Below are 20,600 nucleotides of genomic sequence, written 5' to 3'. Positions count from 1 at the left end.
CAACTTTGCAAACACCCCAAAACAACTGTGGGAGCTGGCTTGCCAGCGATGGCGGCGGAGCAATCACCATTAATGGTGGCTGACACATCGCTATCGCTGGCAAGCCAGCTCCCACAGTTTTTTCTGCTGAACCGGGCACCTGTGCAGTACCCGGCTTAACGGTTTTTAACCGATAGTCATCAGGCTCGCATTACCCCCCGCCGCCGCCGTGTTGACGCTCAACGCGCGCTCGATCACCAGGCGCTCCAGCGCGATGTTGGTCTCGCCCTGGGACAGGCCCTGAACGCCAACGATCGCACCGGCACGCTTGGCAATCTGCTGGCACACGCCACGCAACTGGTCGGAATGACCGTGATGCAGAACCGCATCAAACACCACTTCATCCTTGTGCCAGTCGGCAACCCGTTTGATCCGCGCCTGAACGTCCTTCGGCAGGCGTGCGAACAAGGCCTTGCTGATGTCGGATTCCGGCCATACCGCCGAACCGCCGACCGCCAATACCGCCGCCAGTTGGGTCAGCAGATCGCCTTCGACGTCCGCCAGGCACAGCACGTGTTCACGCGGCAGGATCGCGTAGCTGTTTTTCTCGCCGGTCGGGCCGGCCAGCACGCGGGTGATACCGCTTTGCGACTGCGCGGCGTATTGCACGCACAGGGTGCTCAGTTCGGCGTATTGGTTGCTCTCGGCCCAGGCCTTGAAAGCGTTCAGCGGTTTGCTCATGGCTTCACGCAGACGCACGTCCGGGGCGACGAGTGCATCACCGCGAGCGAAGGACTGTTCGATGGCGTCCGTAGGACGGGTCGACAGCAAGCGGTACAGGTACAGCGGACCACCGGCTTTCGGGCCAGTCCCCGACAGGCCTTCGCCGCCGAATGGCTGCACGCCGACCACGGCACCGACGATGTTGCGGTTGACGTAGACGTTACCGGCGTTGACGTTGTCGATCACCTTGGCGATGGTCTCGTCGATGCGGGTGTGTACGCCGAGGGTCAGGCCATAACCGGAGGCATTGATCTGGCCGATCAACTGGTCGATGTCCTTGCGCTTGTAGCGCACTACGTGCAGCACCGGGCCGAAGATCTCGCGTTGCAGCTCGTCGAAGCTTTCCAGCTCGATCAGGGTCGGCATGACGAAGGTGCCGCGTTTGACTTCTTCACTGTCGGCGATAGCCACCTGATACACGCTGCGACCTTTGTCGCGCATGGCCTGGATGTGCTTGTCGATACCGGCCTTGGCTTCGGCGTCAATCACCGGGCCAATGTCCACGGACAGGCGCTCAGGGTTGCCGAGACGGCTTTCAGCCATCGCGCCTTTGAGCATTTCGATGACGCGGTCGGCGGAATCTTCCTGCAGGCACAGCACGCGCAGGGCCGAGCAACGCTGACCGGCGCTGTCGAAGGCCGAGGACACCACGTCGATCACCACTTGTTCGGTCAGTGCCGAGGAGTCAACGATCATCGCGTTCTGCCCGCCGGTTTCAGCGATCAGCGGAATCGGACGGCCCTGGCTGTCGAGACGACCGGCGATGTTGCGCTGCAGCAGGCGCGCGACTTCGGTGGAACCGGTGAACATCACGCCTTTGACGCGCTCATCACCGACCAGACCGGCACCGACGGTTTCACCGCGACCCGGCAGCAGTTGCAGCACGCCTTCGGGAATACCCGCTTCGAGCAGCAAACGCACGGCTTGCGCGGCAACCAGCGGAGTCTGCTCAGCCGGTTTGGCCAGTACCGGGTTACCGGCAGCCAGTGCGGCAGCGACCTGACCGCTGAAGATGGCCAGCGGGAAGTTCCACGGGCTGATGCACACCACCGGGCCCAGTGGGCGGTGGGCGTCATTGCTGAAATCGTTGCGCGCCTGCACCGCGTAGTAACGCAGGAAATCGACCGCTTCACGCACTTCGGCGATGGCGTTGGCGAAGGTCTTGCCGGCTTCACGGGCCAGCAGGCCCATCAGTGGCTGGATCTCGCCTTCCATCAGGTCAGCGGCACGTTCCAGAATCGCCGCACGCTCGGCTGGCGGGGTGGCCTGCCAGATGGGCGCAGCATTCAGCGCGCACTGGATCGCGTTGTCGACGTCTTCGACGGTAGCTTCCTGCACGTGACCGACCACATCACGGTGATCCGCGGGGTTCAGCACTGGCGCTGGAGCTTCGTTGCTGGAAGCGCAACCGAGCATCGGCGCGGCTTTCCAGTTGTTGTGCGCAGTGGCGAGCAGGGCGCAGGACAGCGAGGCCAGACGATGTTCGTTGGCCATGTCGATGCCGGCGGAATTGGCGCGCTCGGCGCCGTACAGGTCACGCGGCAGCGGGATGCGTGGGTGCGGCAGGCCAAAACCACCTTCCACGGTCGCCATCTGCTCGATCTGCGCCACCGGATCGGCCACCAGTTCCTGAATCGAAATCGACTGGTCGGCGATGCGGTTGACGAACGAGGTGTTGGCGCCGTTTTCCAGCAGACGACGCACCAGGTACGCCAGCAGGGTTTCGTGAGTACCGACCGGTGCATACACGCGGCATGGACGGTTCAGCTTGCCTTCGGACACTTTGCCGACAACCTGCTCGTAGAGCGGTTCGCCCATGCCGTGCAGGCACTGGAATTCGTACTGGCCCGGGTAATAGTTCTGACCGGCAATGTGATAAATGGCCGACAGGGTGTGGGCGTTGTGCGTGGCGAACTGCGGGTAGATGACTTCCGGCACCGACAGCAGTTTGCGCGCGCAGGCAATGTAGGAAACGTCGGTGTACACCTTGCGGGTGTAGACCGGATAGCCTTCCAGGCCTTCGACTTGGGCGCGCTTGATTTCGCTGTCCCAGTACGCGCCTTTCACCAGGCGGATCATCAGGCGATGACGGCTGCGACGGGCCAGATCGATTACGTAGTCGATCACGTACGGGCAACGCTTCTGATAAGCCTGAATCACGAAACCGATGCCGTTCCAGCCGGTCAGTTGCGGTTCGAAGCACAGGCGCTCGAGCAGATCCAGCGACAGCTCCAGGCGGTCGGCTTCCTCGGCGTCAATGTTCAGGCCGATGTCGTATTGCTTGGCCAGCAGGGTCAGCGACAGCAGGCGCGGGTACAGCTCGTCCATCACGCGCTCGTACTGCGCACGGCTGTAGCGCGGGTGCAGGGCCGACAGCTTGATGGAAATGCCCGGGCCTTCATAAATCCCACGACCGTGGGAGGCTTTGCCGATCGAGTGGATGGCTTGTTCGTACGACGCCAGGTACTTCTGCGCGTCGTGTTCGGTCAGCGCCGCTTCACCGAGCATGTCGTAGGAATAACGGAAGCCCTTGGCTTCGAACTTGCTCGCGTTGGCCAGTGCTTCGGCGATGGTTTCGCCGGTGACGAACTGCTCGCCCATCAGGCGCATGGCCATGTCGACGCCCTTGCGGATCATCGGCTCGCCGCTCTTGCCGATGATCCGGCTCAGCGACGAAGTCAGGCCGGCTTCGTTGTGGGTCGACACCAGTTTGCCGGTCAGCAGCAAGCCCCAAGTGGCTGCGTTGACGAACAGCGACGGGCTGTTGCCCAGGTGCGGCTGCCAGTTGCCGGTGCTGATCTTGTCGCGGATCAGTGCATCGCGAGTGCCTTTGTCCGGGATGCGCAGCAGCGCTTCGGCCAGGCACATCAGTGCCACGCCTTCCTGGGACGACAGGGAAAACTCCTGCAGCAGGCCCTGAACAATGCCTGCACGACCGCCGGCACTTTTCTGGTTACGCAGTTTTTCCGCAATGGTCGCGGCGAGTTTGTTGGTGGCTTCGGCCATCGGAGCCGGCAGGCGCGCCTGCTCGATCAGCATCGGCACCACTTCCGGCTCAGGGCGACGGTAGGCGGCCGTGATCGAAGCGCGCAGTACCGATTGCGGCAGGATGCTTTCAGCGAATTCGAGGAAGCACTGGTGCGCGTGATCGGTGTGGACTTCACCGGCGTCGTCGCTGTCCTTGGCGGTCAAACCGTTCAGCTCGGTCAGGGTTGCACCACCCTCGAGTTTTTCCAGGTAATTGAAAATTGCCTGCTTGATCAGCCAGTGCGGTGTGCGATCAATCGAGGTCGCGGCAGCCTTCAGGCGCTCGCGGGTCGGGTCATCGAGTTTGACCCCAAGGGTGGTGGTAGCCATATTTTTATCCTCATGGTTGCCACAGTTGCGTGGCATCAGCTGGCGGCAAGATTAGCCGTGCGCCGAAAGAGGTGCAACCGGGTGCAACCCTTTTTTTGTCGGAAAAATTAACGCTTCGTCAGGAATTATTTTCTGGTACTGAAGTGCCGCTCCTGCTTGGTGCTTTTACTTCTAGCGGAGCGCCGTGACTGCGCTAAAAAGGAGCAAAAACGGCGTATTTATCGGTATATCCGACTAGGTGCAACTTAATCGCCAGAAACTGGTTGCACCTTTTTTACTTTGTTGCATAGCATTCGCGCCCAAGGTGCAACCGGAAGTATCCGGTGTATCGGCTGGTGGCTTTCCTGGGGAAACATCAGTCCTAAATGCGCGGGATCCCGATTCGTCTGCCAAACGTCGTCGTTTGCGTACGATTGATCACTGCTGCTACATAAAAACAAAGCCAGGGCGTACTTAATGAGCGTAAGCAATCCAACACTGATCACGTTCGTGATCTACATCGCAGCAATGGTACTGATCGGCCTCATGGCCTATCGCTCCACCAACAACCTTTCTGACTACATTCTTGGCGGTCGCAGCCTCGGCAGCGTGGTGACGGCATTGTCCGCCGGTGCTTCCGACATGAGCGGCTGGTTGTTGATGGGCTTGCCGGGCGCCATCTACATGTCCGGCCTGTCCGAGAGCTGGATCGCCATCGGTCTGATCATCGGCGCTTACCTGAACTGGCTGTTCGTCGCCGGCCGTCTGCGCGTGCAAACCGAGCACAACGGTGATGCGCTGACCCTGCCGGACTACTTTGCCAGCCGTTTCGAAGACAACAGCGGCCTGCTGCGGATTATCTCGGCGGTGGTGATTCTGGTGTTCTTCACCATTTACTGCGCGTCCGGCATCGTGGCTGGCGCCCGTCTGTTCGAAAGCACCTTCGGCATGTCCTACGAGACGGCGCTGTGGGCCGGTGCTGCGGCGACAATTGCCTACACCTTTATCGGCGGTTTCCTTGCGGTGAGCTGGACTGACACCGTGCAAGCCACGCTGATGATCTTTGCCCTGCTGCTGACGCCGATCATCGTGTTGCTGGCCACCGGCGGCGTCGATACCACGTTCCTCGCCATCGAAGCCCAGGACCCAAGCAACTTCGACATGCTCAAGGGCACCACCTTCATCGGCATCATCTCGCTGATGGGCTGGGGTCTGGGTTACTTCGGTCAGCCGCACATCCTCGCGCGTTTCATGGCCGCTGACTCGGTGAAATCGATTGCCAACGCCCGTCGCATCTCCATGACCTGGATGATCCTGTGCCTGGGCGGCACCGTCGCCGTGGGCTTCTTCGGCATCGCTTACTTCTCGGCGCACCCGGAAGTAGCCGGTCCGGTGACCGAGAACCACGAGCGGGTGTTCATTGAACTGGCGAAAATCCTCTTCAACCCGTGGGTCGCCGGTGTCCTGTTGTCGGCGATTCTCGCCGCGGTCATGAGCACCCTGAGTTGCCAGCTGCTGGTGTGCTCGAGCGCCCTGACTGAAGACTTCTACAAAACCTTCCTGCGCAAATCCGCCTCCCAGGTTGAACTGGTCTGGGTCGGCCGCGCGATGGTGTTGCTGGTGGCACTGATCGCTATCGCCATGGCCGCCAACCCGGAAAACCGCGTACTGGGCCTGGTGTCCTACGCCTGGGCCGGTTTCGGTGCCGCGTTCGGTCCAGTGGTGCTGATCTCGGTGATCTGGAAAGACATGACCCGCAATGGCGCACTGGCCGGCATCCTGGTCGGCGCCATCACCGTGGTGGTGTGGAAGCATTTCGAGGTGATGGGCCTGTACGAAATCATCCCGGGCTTCATCTTCGCCAGCCTGGCGATCTACATCGTCAGCAAAATGGGCGAGCCAACCAAAGGCATGGTGCAGCGCTTCGAAGCGGCGGAAAAAGATTTCCACCTGAACAAGTGATGCACTGAGCTGCGGCTCACAGAAAAACGGCCCGTTTCCTACAAGGAGGCGGGCTGTTTTTTTATGCCCGTAATTTCTCAAGAACTTGGAGAACCCTGTGGGAGCTGGCTTGCCAGCGATGGCGGTGTGTCAGTGAGCGCATAAGTTGGATGTGCCGGCCTCATCGCTGGCAAGCCAGCTCCCACAGGTCCAGTGGTGGTTTTGGGGGATATGTCTGTAGTCGATTGCGCCAATATCCGAAGGCTTTTTCGGCAGTGAAAGTAGGGCAAATCTGATTTTCCCGTCACCCACCCAACATCCCCTGCCCCTCATGCAGAATCGCCCGCCCTCAATCTGCAGAGACACATCGGATGTTCGCGCCTGCCAATCAACCGCGTTTCACGTTGACCCTTGAAGGCGCCCAATTTGATCTCAAAGTCCTTGAGTTCACGGGCAAGGAAGCCATCAGCCAACCCTTTCGCTTCGACTTGGAACTGGTCAGTGAACGGCCCGACCTGGACCTCGAGAGCCTGCTGCATAGTCAGGCGTTCCTGAGCTTCGATGCAGAAGGTTCCGGTGTCCATGGTCAGATTTATCGAGTCGGGCAGGGGGATTCCGGGAAACGTCTGACGCGCTATCACCTGAGCCTGGTACCGCGTCTGACGTACCTCGGGCATCGCATCAACCAGCGGATTTTTCAGCATCAGACGGTGCCGCAGATCGTGGCGCGGATCCTCAAGGACCACGCGATCCTGCGCGACGCCTTCGAGTTTCGTCTCGGCAGTGATTACCCGGTGCGCGATTATTGCGTGCAGTACGCCGAAAGCGATCTGGCGTTCATCCAACGGCTGTGTGCCGAAGTCGGCATTCATTTTCATTTTCAGCACAGCCCCGACGGGCATCTACTCGTGTTCGGCGACGATCAAACGGTATTCCCGCGACTGGCCGAGCCGACGCTGTATTTGCCGGGGAGCGGCATGTCGGCTGGTGCGCCCGCCATCCAGCGTTTCAATGTCCGGGTCGAAACCCGCACCAGCGTGGTCACCCGGCGCGACTACAACTTTGAGAAACCGCACTTGCAACTGCAAAGCCACAGCGACAGCGAGCAGCGCCCGGTGCTGGAGGATTATCGTTTTCCCGGCCAGTTCAACGATCGCGAGATAGGCAAGTATCTGGCGCAGCGCACGCTTGAGCGACATGTCGCCGATTACCGTCAGGCCGAAGGCATCAGCGACGTCTCTGCACTGGTGTGCGGACATTTCCTGCAACTGACCGAACACCCGCGCCGGGACTGGAATGACCTGTGGCTGCTCACCGCCATCGAACACCGTGGGCGACAGCCGCAAGTGCTGGAGGAATCGGTCACCAGCGATGGGGAAACATTCCAGGGTTACCGTAATACCTTTCTTGCTACGCCGTGGGACGTGTTCTTCCGCCCAGCCCTCGGCCCGGAAAAGCCCCGGATGCTTGGCTATCAACCTGCCGTCGTCACCGGGCCGCACGACGCGGAAATTCACTGCGACGAGTACGGTCGGGTCAAGGTGCAACTGGCCTGGGACCGCGACGGCGAGCTGAATGAGCATTCCAGTTGCTGGCTGCGTGTGGCAACCGGTTGGGCACATGACCAATACGGCAGCGTGTTGATCCCGCGAGTCGGCATGGAAGTGCTGGTCGGTTTCATCGACGCCGACGCCGACAAACCGTTGGTGATGGGGTGCCTGCCGAATGCCGCGACCCCGGTGCCGCTGGACCTCCCGGCGGACAAGACCCGCAGCATCTTCCGCAGCCATAGCAGCCCCGGTGGCGGTGGTTACAACGAACTGCGCATCGACGACAAAAAGGGCGCCGAAGAAATCTACCTGCGTGCCCAGCGCAACTGGACCCAGCATGTACTGCACGACCAGCAGGTGCAGGTCGACAACCAGCGCAGCATCGTCGTCACGGGCACCGCCAAACATGAGTTGAAGGCCGACGAACAACGCATCACTCACGGCCAGCGCCAGATCGAAGTCAAACAGGACGATCACCTGACGGTGGTCGGCGATCGGCATATTCGGGTGAGCAACCAGGCCACCAGCGCCAGCGCACAAATCCACGTCAGTGCCGGGCAGCAAGTGGTGATCGATGGCGGCGCGAGCGCCACGATTCAGGCCGGCGGGCAGTGGATCAACATCGGGCCTGGCGGGATCTTCAGTAGCGTGCCAATTCAGGTCGGTGGCGCGCCGATGACGGCGATGGGCGCGGCACCTAGTGTGCCGGGGTTGCCAGCGAAACTTGCAGCGGCACCGGCGGCCATGCTCACCGCCGCACAAATCATGAGCTTTAAAGGTGATGCGCCATTCTGCGAAGAGTGCGAGCGCTGCAAGGACGGTGTTTGTGCAGCCTGAGTGCCTGACGCCTTCAGCGTGGCTGGCGCGTGAGCCGCTGAAACCTGCGGAGCAACTGTTCGCGATTTTCAGTAATGCCAGCGACGCCAGGCCTCCGCTGGTCGGACCCCACCCGATCTGGGCGGACACGATCTACGCCGAGTGGGACGCGGTAATGCCCTTTGCAGGAATTGTCGCGGCGGACAGTGCGTTTCTCGATTGGGTGGCGTCTACCGAGTCTCGCGACTGGGGGTGGTTGGCGGTGTCCTCGGCGAGTCTGGAGGTGGTGGTTGAGCACTTTCGCAGCCTGACTCAAGTGCTGATGCCGGACGGCGCAGCGGTGTTTTTTCGCTTCTGGGATGGGCGTTTTGTGTTGCCGATCCTGCAGTCCGACGAAGTGCAATCTGCGCAGTTGATGCCGGTGATTTCGCGCGGCTTGATCAATGGACAGGCCGTGGAGATCGGGGGCAGGGCGCAGGTTTCGGGACGAGTGTTTCCTTGGTGGAAAGTAACGGGATCGGTCTTGGCCGCAACAGCTGATGACATTCGTATCGGCAATGCTGTGCAGTGGCTGAGCGAGGAGCATCCTGCCTTGTTCGAGGCCTTTCCCGAGCCGGTTTTACGTTGCAAGGTCAGGCGGTTTTTCCAGGTTTCTGCGTCGGAAGAAACGTCGCAATCGGCGTTATTGGACCATTTGCAGGACGAAGCAGAATGAAATTTCCGGGCGAAGTCCTCGGATCAGCGATGTTCGCATCCTGGGTTTTGATAAAGCTTTCGATGGGTTGTCGAGGTACCTGAACTGTGGCGAGGGGATTCATCCCCGATGGGCAGCGAAGCGGCCCCAAGACCTGTCATCGCGGAGCATCAAATAAAACATGTGACGGAATAGGGGGCTGCTGCGCAGCCCATCGGGGATGAATCCCCTCGCCACAGGTATTGGGCCGGATCTTAAGGTGTAAGAGGGCCACTCAGCCCCCAACCCCTGACTTGCCGCCCGGTAAAAGGTAAACTTCACGGCCCTCGCAGGAGCAGCCATGAATTATCGTCACGCCTTCCATGCCGGCAATCACGCCGATGTGTTCAAACACCTGACCTTGACCCGCCTCATCGCCCTGATGTCGCGCAAGGAGCAGCCGTTTGCCTATCTCGACACGCACGCCGGTATCGGTCTGTATGACTTGCAGGGCGATCAGGCCAACCGTACCGGCGAGTACCTGGAAGGCATCGCGCGCTTATGGGATCAGCCGGATTTGCCGGCGCTGACCGCCGATTACATGAAGGTGCTGCACGAGATGAACCCGGATGGCCAGTTGCGCTACTACCCGGGGTCACCAGAGCTGGCGCGGCGTCTGACCCGGGCGCAGGATCGGGTGATGCTCAACGAGAAACACCCGCAAGACGGCGTGCAGCTCAAGGAGAACATGGCCGGCGATCGTCGGGTCAAGGTGCATCTGGGAGAGGGCTGGCACGTGGCGCGGGCGATGCTGCCGGTGCAGGAGAAGCGTGCGGTGATGCTGATCGATCCGCCGTTCGAACAGCTCGACGAGATGCAAAAGTGTGCGGCGTCGCTGAAAGAGGCGATTGGCCGCATGCGCCAGACCGTCGCGGCGATCTGGTATCCGGTAAAGGATCAGCGTGCGTTGCGCCGTTTCTATCAGGATCTGGCCGGTACCGGCGCGCCGAAGTTGCTGCGCGTGGAACTGCTGGTGCATCCGCTGGATACGCCGAACAGCCTGAACGGCTCTGGCATGGCGATCGCCAATCCGCCGTGGGGGCTGGAGGAAGAATTGCGTGAGTTGCTGCCGTGGTTATCGAAGAAGCTTGGGCAGACTCAGGGTGGATGGCAGATGGATTGGTTGATTGCTGAAAGCTGATCAACTGTTTTAGCGGTGTCTGAACGGACGCCTTCGCGGGCAAGCCCGCTCCCACAAAGTACTGCGCCATTTTGAAGTTGGCGCTAAACCTGTGGGAGCGGGCTTGCCCGCGATGCTTTGGGGTTTAGTTACCCGCCAGGCTCGGTGGCATGCACACGCCGGTGCCGCCGATCCCGCAATAACCTTCAGGGTTTTTCGCCAGGTATTGCTGGTGATAGGCCTCGGCGAAATACACGGTCGGCGCCTGTTCGATTTCGGTGCTGATTTCGCCCAGGCCTGCCTTCGACAGTTCAGCCTGATACACCGCTTTGCTCTTCAGCGCCGCGTCCAGTTGCTCTGGCGAGGTCGCGTAGATCACCGAGCGGTATTGAGTGCCGATGTCATTGCCCTGGCGCATGCCCTGAGTCGGGTTGTGCAGTTCCCAGAACATCGCCAGCAGCTCTTCATAGCTGACTTTGGCCTTGTCATACACCACCAGCACCACTTCGGCGTGGCCGGTCAGGCCCGAGCAGACTTCTTCGTAAGTCGGGTTCGGCGTGTAGCCGCCGGCGTAACCGACCACGGTGCTGACCACGCCTTCGCGCTGCCAGAAACGGCGCTCCGCGCCCCAGAAGCAACCCAGACCGAAGATCGCGAAGTCGACGTCCTGGAAAAACGGGCCGAGCAACGGGGTTTCTTCGAAGACGAAATGCTTTTCAGGCAGGGTCATCGCGGTTTCGCGGCCGGGTAGAGCTTGGTCTTTGGTCGGTAGCACGTTTTTGTTCACCAGAATTTCCGAGCGCAGAACCATGATCGTTCCTCTCAGTCAGGATGGGATGTAAAAAATCAGACCGCCAGTGTGCCGAATGATGCCCGTTTAATCACTACCCAATGTAGGAGCTGCCGAAGGCTGCGATCTTTTGATTTTGCTTTTTGAAAACAAGATCAAAAGATCGCAGCCTTCGGCAGCTCCTACAGGGGCTACAGGCAGAGCGGGCCGCGCGGGTAGCGCTTGAGCGCCTGAATCAGCTCGCCGCCGGGGATCGGCCGGTCGAACAGGTAGCCCTGGCCGACGTCGCACCGATGGCGACGCAGGAACGCCAGCTGCTCGGCGGTCTCGATGCCTTCGGCCACGACCTTGAGCTTCAGGTTGTGCGCCATGGCGATCACCGCGGAGGTGATTTCCATGTCGTCCTGGTTGTCGGGGATTTCGTGGATGAAGCTGCGATCGATCTTGATGATGTCGATCGGGAATTTCTTCAGGTAACTGAGCGACGAGTAACCGGTACCGAAGTCGTCCATGGCCAGAGTCAGGCCCAGGCGCTTGAGCTGATCGAGCTGCAAGTGCGTATCTTCGGTGGCTTCCAGCAGCAAACCTTCGGTCAGCTCCAGTTCGAGCAGACTGGCCGGCAGCGCTTCTTCCTTGAGGATGTTGGCGATGGACGCGACCAGATCGGGATCGGAGAACTGCTTGGGTGACAGGTTGATCGCCACTTGCAGATTGCCCATGCCCGCGGCGGTCAGCGCTTTGCTCATGCGGCAGGCCTGGCGGGCAATCCACTTGCCGATCGGAATGATCAGGCCGGTTTCTTCGGCAACGCTGATGAACTGATCCGGGCGGATCATCCCGCGTTCGGGGTGGTTCCAGCGCAGCAGTGCTTCCATGCCCAGCAGGCGACCGCTGCGCAGGCATAGCTTGGGCTGGTAGAACACGTCCAGCTCGTTCTGGGTCAGGGCGCGGCGCAGGTTGTTCTCGACGAACAGCTTGTAGCTGGCCTCGGCATTCAGCGCTTCGGTGAAGACTTGCACCTGATGCTTGCCGTTGGCTTTGGCTTTGTGCAGAGCGAGGCCGGCGTTGCGCATCAGGGTTTGCGGATCGCGTCCGTGCAGCGGCGCGCAGGCCAGGCCCACGGAGCCGGTGACGCTGATCAACTGGTTGTCGACGAACATCGGTTTGTCGAGGGTCGCCAGCAACTGGTTGGCGATCTGTTGGCCGGTGGCGAGATCCGTGTCGTCGAGCAGTACGGCGAACTCGTTACTGGCAAACCGCGCGAGGCTGCCGCTCGGGCTGAGGCTGTTGCGCAGGCGCCGGGCCAGGCTGATCAGCAGCTTGTCGCCGGTCTGGTGACCGAGGCTGTCGTTGATTCGCTTGAAGTTGTCGATGTCCACCAGCAGCAGGCTGATCGGCGTATCGCTATCGCGGGCGAAGCGCTCGTCCAGATTGCGGATAAACGCCGGACGGTTGCCGAGGTTGGTCAGATTGTCGGTGTACGCCAGACGCTCGATGCGCTGCTGCGCCAGTTTGGTCTGAGTGATGTCTTCGTAGATGCCGATGTAGTGCGTCAGTTCGCGGTTGTCGCCATACACCTTGGAGATCGACAACTGGCCCCAGTAGGGTTCGAGGTTCTTGCGCCGGCTCTTGAATTCGCCCTGCCAGCTATTGCTCTTGGCCAGCGCCGAAGGCGCGTCGAACAGCAGCTCGCTGAGGTTTTCCAGGGCCGGCAGCTCCGACAGGCGCTGGCCGTGGACTTCTTCGGTGGAATACTGGGTGATCGCGGTGAAACTCGGGTTGACGTACTCGACCACACCGTCGCAATTGACCAGCAAAAAGGCGTTGGCACTTTGCTCCACTGCGCGCTGGAACAGGTGCAGGGCGCTGGTGGCGGTGCGGCGGTTGTGGTTGTTGATGACCTGGGCGAATTGATCCGCCAGCTCACCGGCAAAGGCGATTTCATCGGACTGCCAGGCGCGGGTCACGCCGGTCTGCTCCAGACAGAGCACGCCGACCACCTGGCCGTCGACGCGGATGCTGGCGTCGAGCATGGCGTTGACGTCGCGCGGGCGCAGGGCCTCTGCCATCTCGCGTGTGCGCGGGTCGCGCATCGCATTATGCGCGTCGATGGCGCGGCTGCCGTGCAGCGCTTCCATGTAGTCGGGAAAGCCGCTGATGTCGATCACCTCCGGCAGGAGGTATTCCTGCGTTGCGCGGTGATACGCGGAAATCGGCACCAACAGATTGCCTTCGAGGTTCCACAGGCTGGCGCAGTCGATTTCATAGATATCGCAGGCGCAGCGGGTGATCAGTTCGGCGGCTTCCTGCAGCGAGTTGTGGCTGCTGTAGCGTTGGCGGGCGAGCAGCAGAATCAGGTCCTGCTGGGCGCGCACCCGATCAAGGTGCTGCAGTTGTTCCTGCTGGGCGCGCTGGTTGAGTTCAAGGGCGATCTGCAGGCGCGAGTTCTGGGTTTCGAGGTCGACCGAGGGCAGCGCTGGCGCTTCGTCGAAGACATCATCGACCGCCAGTAGATAACCGCGCAGCAAGTGCCGATTGTGCTGCTTATAGGCTTCGCCCAGCTCGAGGATGCTCAACACGCCAGCGGCGGTGTGCAAGGTGTAGCGCACCAGATAATGCGGGCTGTCGCGCAGTTGTTGCTGAATGGTGTCGTGCAGTTGATAGCGCGCTTCAGGCTCCATCAGGCTGGCGTAGGGCGAGCCGACCAGGGCACACAATTCGACGGCCGGCTGGCCGAACTGGCGTTCGCAGTTGGGGTCGAGAAACAGCATCGCCCAACTGGCTTCATTCAAGCGCTCGAAACGCAGCATGCCGAGCCGCGAGGGCACAGGCAACTGCGTCACTACCTCGGCCGCCATACGGCTGGCGGCATCGGGTTGGCTCTTCATGAAGGAACTCGCTTGGAAATATGCTGAACGCGCCGGGCTCGCGCCCTCTTTACTGTTGCCTGCGGCAAGGTTGCATCATTGCGGCACCGACTGACAAGAGAGATGAAGGCCAAGTGCTATAAGAATGTGTCGGCCGCTCAGAGCATTTCTCCAGTAGGTGGTTGAAAAGAGCAAAAGATCGCAGCCTGCGGCAGCTCCTGCAGTGGATGCATGCCAATGTAGGAACTGCCGAAGGCTGCGATCTTTCAAGATATCAGCGTAATTTCAGGCTGATCGATTGCAGCTTCTTGCCATCACGATCATGGTAATTGACCAGAATTTGATCAGTCTCGACGACTACATGGGCGAAGTTGTCTTCGCTGATGACCGGGCTGGTCAACTCATGCTGATAATCACCCGTCGACGTGCGCGCCAGCGGTCGATCGAGGATAAACGTCGACGCCTTGGCATAGGGCAGCAGCTTGCTGTTGTAAAACGGTGAGGAAACGATGGTATGGACTTCGAAGTCCGGGTCTTCGCTGTGGGTCAGGCGCGAAGTCAGCGAGCCATGCACATCGCCCGAGACAAACACGACATTTTTGATGCGTCGGGTTCGGATGGTTTCCAGCAGGCGCAGGCGCTGCTCCGGGAAAGCTTTCCAGGCGTCGTCGCCCAGCAGTTGGCGATCCGGGTAGAACATTACGCTGGTCACGACGAATTTCACCCGCGCCGGACTATTGATCAGCCATTCGATCAGCGCCTGTTCCTGCGCTTCATCGAGGATGCGGCGATCATCGGCTGACAGGTTGCGGCGGGTGCGGCTGTCGGTCACAAACCATTCGATATCAGCGTCACTGAATTGATACCAGTAGTGCTCGAGTTTTGCCCGATTCACCTTTTCGTTAGTTGTAAGTTCATGCGCCGGGCTGTGGCTGACTTGATAGATTTCATAGGCGGCCATTGCATTGCGATATAACATTTGATCTGATTGTTCGGCATTCGCCGGCCAATTGTCTTCGATTTCGTGATCGTCCAGGATCATATAAGTCGAAGTGCCGGACATCAAACGCTCGATATTCGGCTGAGAGAAGGCCGCACGGTACTTGCTGAGGATGTCCTTATATTCACGATCAGGCGCGAACAGATTAAGGTCGTCGAGATAAACCTGATCACCCGTCATCAGGGTGGCACTGATCGGCGGCTGCGCACCTTCGATCAATCGGTTGATGGAGGCAAAGATCCGGTCACCCAGATGGGGCAGCACCGGCACCCCCGCCGTCATGCGCAAATAGCGGCAAGAACCGACGATATAGGCCTTTGGCTGCAGGGCATTGCTGGAACGGGTGCGCAATCGGTAGATTTCCCGCGGCCACTGCAGCGGCAGTTCGGCGACACTGTCCACGGTATGGACCGGATTCATCGGGCTGAACCAGCCGGTCTGGTATTCATATTCGGTGTCACTGCTCAAGTTGTTGAGGGTGAACACTTCGGTCATGTCGCGCAGCGCATCGGGTTCGGCGAAAGTACTAGCTGACCACTGTTGTGTTCCAGACTTCCGATAGCGAATGGCGGCAAATACCGGTGCATTGCCTTGCTTGTCGGCGCGCATGAATATGCGCGCGTGATGAGTTGTCGTGTGGCCGATAATCGGGCCAATAGTTGGCTTGAACATATTCGAGTCCGTTCGAGTAAGTTTCATTTTTTATAAATAACGCAGGGGAATCGTTATTTAATCCGAGGGCAGAGATTAGTTGCCTGTCGATGAAAAATATCGAGACGAATTCGACTGCAGTCGTAGTTCAAGTAAACCGAACTTGTAGGAAGAGGCACTGCACTTTTTTCAGTGCAAAAAAAGCCCCGTCAAACTGACGGGGTTGAGGTACGAGCGTGTGGCGCTCGAAAACGTGGAACGCAGTCGGCCCTCCGTTGCCGGAGGGCCGAACGCTTTACAGCAGGATGGTGCGGATGTCGCCCAGCAGGCTGCCCAGACGCTGGGTGAAGCGTGCAGCAGCAGCGCCGTTGATCACGCGGTGATCGTAGGACAGCGACAGTGGCAGCATCAGTTTCGGCTGGAAGGCTTTGCCGTCCCAGACTGGCTGGATGGTTGCCTTGGAAACACCGAGGATCGCCACTTCCGGCGCGTTGACGATCGGCGTGAAGCCGGTGCCGCCAATGTGGCCGAGGCTGGAAATGGTGAAGCAGGCGCCCTGCATCTCGTCCGAAGAGAGCTTCTTGGTCCGGGCTTTTTCAGCCAGCGAAGCAGCTTCTGCGGCCAGTTGCAGCAGGCTCTTCTGATCGACGTTCTTGATGACCGGTACCAGCAGGCCATCCGGGGTGTCGACGGCGAAACCGATGTTGACGTACTTCTTGCGAATGATCGCCTTGCCGCTTGGCGCCAGCGAACTGTTGAAGTCCGGCAGTTCCTTGAGCAGGTGTGCGCAGGTCTTGAGCAGCAGCGGCAGGATGGTCAGCTTGACGCCGGCCTTCTCCGCGACGGCTTTCTGCGCAACACGGAAGGCTTCCAGCTCGGTGATATCCGCCGAGTCGAATTGCGTCACGTGCGGCACGTTCAGCCAGCTGCGGTGCAGGTTGGCCGCGCCGACCTGCATCAGACGGGTCATCGGCACTTCTTCGATTTCGCCGAAGCGGCTGAAGTCCACCACCGGAATCGGCGGGATGCCTGCGCCGCCAGTTGCGCCGCCAGCAGCTGGCGCTTCCTTGGCCTTCTGCATCATCGCCTTGACGTAAACCTGCACGTCTTCCTTGAGGATGCGACCGTGCGGACCGCTGGCGCCAACAGCGCTCAGCTCGACGCCGAACTCACGGGCCAGTTGACGCACGGCAGGGCCGGCGTGAACTTTCGCGCCTGGCTTGGCCGGCGCAGCAACCGGAGCGGCAGCAGCAGGGGCAGCGGCAGCCGGAGCAGCAGCGGCAGGTGCCGGAGCGCTTGGCGCAGCGGCAGCTGGAGCCGGGGCCGCAGCCGGGGCCGCACCTTTGACTTTCAGCTTGAGGATCAGATCGCCGGTGCCGACTTCGTCGTCCAGCTTGATCGAAACGCTTTCCACCACGCCCGCGGCAGGCGACGGGATTTCCATGCTTGCCTTGTCGGATTCGAGGGTGATCAGCGACTGGTCGGCTTCAACGCTGTCGCCAGCCTTGACCAGAACTTCGATGATCTTGGCCTTGCCGGCCGAACCGATGTCCGGAACGTGGATGTCCTGAACGCTGTCGGCGACCGGGGCGGCTGGAGCGGCAGCCGGAGCAGGCGCAGCGGCGGGTGCCGGAGCAGCAGCCTGAGCCGGAGCGGCCGCAGCCGGGGCCGCAGCGCCCGCCACTTCCAGATCCAGAATCAGGTCGCCAGTGCCGACTTCGTCGTTGAGCTTGACGCTGATGGCCTTGACCACGCCTGCGGCAGGCGACGGGATTTCCATGCTGGCCTTGTCGGATTCCAGGGTGATCAGCGACTGATCAGCCTCGACGGTGTCGCCGACCTTGACCTGGATCTCGATGATCTGGGCCTTGCCCGACGAACCGATGTCCGGCACGTGCACTTGCTGCACCGAAGCGGCAGCCGGGGCAGCGGCTGGCGCGGCAGCAGCAGGAGCGGCAGCAGCCGGTTTTTCTTCGGCTTTGGCCGGTGCAGCGGCAGGCGCAGGAGCCGCTTGCGCGGCGCCCTCGACTTCCAGCTCGAGCAGTTCGTCGCCTTCTTTCAGGCGGTCGCCCAGCTTCACTTTCAGGCTTTTGATGACGCCGGCTTTCGGGGCCGGCACTTCCATGCTGGCCTTGTCCGATTCCAGGGTCAGGATGCTCTGGTCGGCTTCGATACGGTCGCCGACCTTCACAAACAGTTCAATTACTTCACCTTCACCGCTGCCGATGTCAGGTACGCGAATGAGTTCGCTCACAAAATGTCTCCTCAGCAGTCCAGTGGGTTGCGTTTTTCCGGGTCGATGCCGAACTTGACGATGGCCTCGGCCACGACTTTAGGTTCGATATCACCACGGTCAGCCAGTGCTTCCAGGGCTGCCAACACCACGAAATGACGGTCGACTTCGAAGAAATGACGCAGTTTCTTGCGGCTGTCGCTGCGGCCGAAACCGTCGGTGCCCAGGACTTTGAATTCCTTGGACGGTACCCACTGACGGATCTGCTCGGCGAACAGCTTCATGTAGTCGGTAGAGGCAATGACCGGACCCTTACGGCCGCTCAGGCACTCTTCAACGTAGCTCTGCTTGGGCTTCTGGCCAGGCTTGAGACGGTTGCTGCGCTCTACGGCCAGGCCGTCGCGACGCAGTTCGTTGAAGCTGGTGACGCTCCATACGTCAGCGCCGATGTTGAACTCTTCACGCAGGATCTTCGCCGCTTCACGCACTTCACGCAGGATGGTGCCGGAGCCCATCAGTTGCACGTGGTGCGCTGCATCGCGGGTGTCTTCTTCGAGCAGGTACATGCCTTTCTTGATGCCTTCTTCGGCACCGGCCGGCATGGCTGGCTGCTGGTACGACTCGTTCATCACGGTGATGTAATAGAAGATGTCCTGCTGCTCTTCGGTCATCTTCTTCATGCCGTCCTGAATGATCACCGCCAGCTCGTAGCCGTAGGTCGGATCGTAGGTGCGGCAGTTCGGGATGGTCGCGGCCAGCAGGTGGCTGTGACCGTCTTCGTGTTGCAGGCCTTCACCGTTCAGGGTGGTACGGCCGGCGGTGCCGCCGATCAGGAAGCCACGGGTGCGGCTGTCGCCAGCGGCCCAAGCCAGGTCACCGATACGCTGGAAGCCGAACATCGAGTAGAAGATGTAGAACGGCAGCATCGGCTGGTTGTGGCTGGAGTACGAAGTACCGGCGGCGATGAAGGAACTCATGGCGCCCGCTTCGTTGATGCCTTCTTCAAGGATCTGACCTTTCTGGTCTTCCTTGTAGAACATTACCTGGTCTTTATCGACTGGCTCGTAGAGCTGGCCGACAGAGGAGTAGATGCCCAGCTGACGGAACATGCCTTCCATACCGAAGGTACGGGCTTCGTCCGGGATGATCGGCACGATGCGCGGGCCGATTTCCTTGTCCTTGACCAGTTGCGCGAGGATGCGCACGAAGGCCATGGTGGTGGAAATTTCACGGTCGCCCGAGCCGTCGAGGATGGCTTTCAGGGTGTCCAGATCCGGGGTCGGTACGCTGAAGCTCTGCGCGCGGCGCTGCGGTACGAAACCGCCCAGTGCAGCACGGCGCTCGCTCAGGTAGCGGGCTTCGGCGCTGTTTGGCTCTGGCTTGAAGAACGGCAGGTTCTCCAGCTCTTCATCCTTGACCGGGATGTCGAAGCGATCACGGAACAACTTCAGGCTGTCGACGTCGACTTTCTTGGTGTTGTGCGCCGTGTTTTTCGCTTCGCCGGCACCGGTGCCATAACCCTTGATGGTCTTGGCCAGGATGACGGTAGGTTGTTCTTTGTGGTTGACCGCTTCGTGGTACGCCGCGTAGACCTTGTACGGGTCGTGGCCGCCACGGTTGAGTTTCCAGATCTCGTCGTCGGACAGGTCGGCAACCATCGCCTTGAGTTCAGGCGTGTTGAAGAAATGCTCGCGAACGAACGCGCCGTCTTTGGCTTTGTAGTTCTGGTACTCGCCGTCGATGACTTCGTCCATGCGACGTTGCAGGATGCCGTCGACGTCCTTGGCCAGCAGTGGGTCCCAGAAACGGCCCCAGATGACTTTGGTCACGTTCCACTGTGCACCGCGGAACACGCCTTCGAGTTCCTGGATGATCTTGCCGTTGCCGCGAACCGGGCCGTCGAGGCGCTGCAGGTTGCAGTTGATGACGAAGATCAGGTTGTCCAGCTTCTCGCGGCCGGCCAGGGAGATCGCGCCCAGGGATTCCGGCTCGTCGCACTCGCCGTCGCCCAGGAAACACCAGACTTTCTGTTTGCCCGGCTGGATGAAACCGCGGTGTTCCAGGTACTTCATGAAGCGTGCCTGGTAGATCGCCTGGATCGGACCCAGACCCATGGATACGGTCGGGAACTGCCAGAAGTCAGGCATCAGCCAAGGGTGCGGATAGGACGACAGGCCCTGACCGTCGACTTCCTGGCGGAAGTTGTTCATCTGGTCTTCGGTGATGCGGCCTTCCATGAATGCACGGGCGTAAACGCCTGGCGAGGTGTGGCCCTGGAAGTAGATCAGGTCGCCGCCGTGTTCGTCGGTCGGGGCCTGGAAGAAGTAGTTGAAGCCGATGTCATACAGGGTCGCGCTGGAAGCGAAGCTGGAGATGTGACCACCCAGGTCAGAATCTTTCAGGTTCGTACGCATTACCATGGCCATCGCGTTCCAGCGCACCAGCGAGCGAATGCGGCGTTCCATGAACAGGTCGCCAGGCATGCGTGCTTCGTGGGTTACCGGGATGGTGTTGCGGTAAGGCGTGGTGATGGCGTAAGGGAGCTGCGAACCGCTGCGGGTCGCCAGTTCACCCATACGGGTCATCAGATAGTGAGCACGGTCTTCGCCTTCTTTGTCGAGAACCGATTCCAGGGCGTCCAGCCATTCCTGGGTTTCGACGGGATCGAGGTCTTGCATGGCTTGCTCCAGGGCGGAAAGGCTTCCAGAATCGGTTGCCTGAGTTTGCGACTGGCCTTGTGGGCAGACGATTTAAAATTCTTGGATTGCCGACAGGTTGTTCCGGCGGCGTGTAGTTTTACT

The 20,600-nt window shown here is 60.4% G+C and carries 10 protein-coding genes; 4 read left to right on the top strand and 6 right to left on the bottom strand.

Annotation, left to right across the window (positions count from 1 at the left end):
• Positions 1 to 165: 165 nt before the first annotated feature.
• Positions 166 to 4,119 carry a trifunctional transcriptional regulator/proline dehydrogenase/L-glutamate gamma-semialdehyde dehydrogenase gene (gene putA, locus L6D63_RS01125; RefSeq protein ID WP_047290926.1) on the bottom strand — a complete coding sequence of 1,318 codons (3,954 nt, stop codon included), beginning with the start codon at positions 4,117 to 4,119 and terminating at the stop codon, positions 166 to 168.
• Between the two features lie 456 nt (positions 4,120 to 4,575).
• Here putA and putP point away from each other — a divergent pair, with 456 nt between their 5' ends.
• The 4 genes from putP (at position 4,576) to L6D63_RS01105 (ending at position 10,279) form a co-directional block, all read left to right on the top strand.
• On the top strand, positions 4,576 to 6,060 hold the full coding sequence (gene putP / locus L6D63_RS01120; protein ID WP_121183342.1) for a sodium/proline symporter PutP: 1,485 nt from the start codon (positions 4,576 to 4,578) through the stop codon (positions 6,058 to 6,060).
• A 350-nt stretch (positions 6,061 to 6,410) separates the two neighbouring features.
• Complete coding sequence (locus tag L6D63_RS01115) at positions 6,411 to 8,426, top strand: type VI secretion system Vgr family protein (RefSeq protein WP_131670947.1); 2,016 nt, start codon at positions 6,411 to 6,413, stop codon at positions 8,424 to 8,426.
• The gene (locus L6D63_RS01110) at positions 8,416 to 9,120 is read left to right on the top strand and encodes a DUF4123 domain-containing protein (protein WP_131670948.1); all 705 of its coding nucleotides are present in this window, start codon (positions 8,416 to 8,418) and stop codon (positions 9,118 to 9,120) included. The genes L6D63_RS01115 and L6D63_RS01110 overlap by 11 nt, the downstream gene beginning before the upstream one ends.
• 319 nt (positions 9,121 to 9,439) lie before the next feature.
• Complete coding sequence (locus tag L6D63_RS01105; protein ID WP_131670949.1) at positions 9,440 to 10,279, top strand: 23S rRNA (adenine(2030)-N(6))-methyltransferase RlmJ; 840 nt, start codon at positions 9,440 to 9,442, stop codon at positions 10,277 to 10,279.
• Between the two features lie 124 nt (positions 10,280 to 10,403).
• Here the strand turns inward: L6D63_RS01105 and msrA are convergent, their stop codons facing one another.
• The 5 genes from msrA to aceE all read right to left on the bottom strand — a co-directional run bounded on the left by msrA (position 10,404) and on the right by aceE (position 20,477).
• The gene (gene msrA / locus L6D63_RS01100) at positions 10,404 to 11,069 is read right to left on the bottom strand and encodes a peptide-methionine (S)-S-oxide reductase MsrA (protein WP_047290930.1); all 666 of its coding nucleotides are present in this window, start codon (positions 11,067 to 11,069) and stop codon (positions 10,404 to 10,406) included.
• A gap of 170 nt (positions 11,070 to 11,239) precedes the next feature.
• Positions 11,240 to 13,936: a putative bifunctional diguanylate cyclase/phosphodiesterase gene (locus L6D63_RS01095; protein WP_047290931.1), complete on the bottom strand. Its 2,697-nt coding sequence runs from the start codon at positions 13,934 to 13,936 to the stop codon at positions 11,240 to 11,242.
• 253 nt (positions 13,937 to 14,189) lie between these two features.
• A complete protein-coding gene (locus L6D63_RS01090) occupies positions 14,190 to 15,587 on the bottom strand; it encodes an alkaline phosphatase D family protein (RefSeq protein ID WP_131670950.1) in 1,398 nt (465 codons plus the stop codon).
• A gap of 274 nt (positions 15,588 to 15,861) precedes the next feature.
• Positions 15,862 to 17,820: a dihydrolipoyllysine-residue acetyltransferase gene (aceF, locus tag L6D63_RS01085; RefSeq protein ID WP_131670951.1), complete on the bottom strand. Its 1,959-nt coding sequence runs from the start codon at positions 17,818 to 17,820 to the stop codon at positions 15,862 to 15,864.
• Between the two features lie 11 nt (positions 17,821 to 17,831).
• Positions 17,832 to 20,477: a pyruvate dehydrogenase (acetyl-transferring), homodimeric type gene (aceE, locus tag L6D63_RS01080; protein WP_003220999.1), complete on the bottom strand. Its 2,646-nt coding sequence runs from the start codon at positions 20,475 to 20,477 to the stop codon at positions 17,832 to 17,834.
• Positions 20,478 to 20,600: the final 123 nt, after the last annotated feature.

Origin of the sequence: Pseudomonas parakoreensis, from assembly GCF_021602155.1 — a bacterium.
Lineage (GTDB): Bacteria > Pseudomonadota > Gammaproteobacteria > Pseudomonadales > Pseudomonadaceae > Aquipseudomonas > Aquipseudomonas parakoreensis.
The sequence above is the reverse complement of the archived record's forward strand: the minus strand, read 5'-3'. Positions and strand labels throughout refer to the sequence as shown.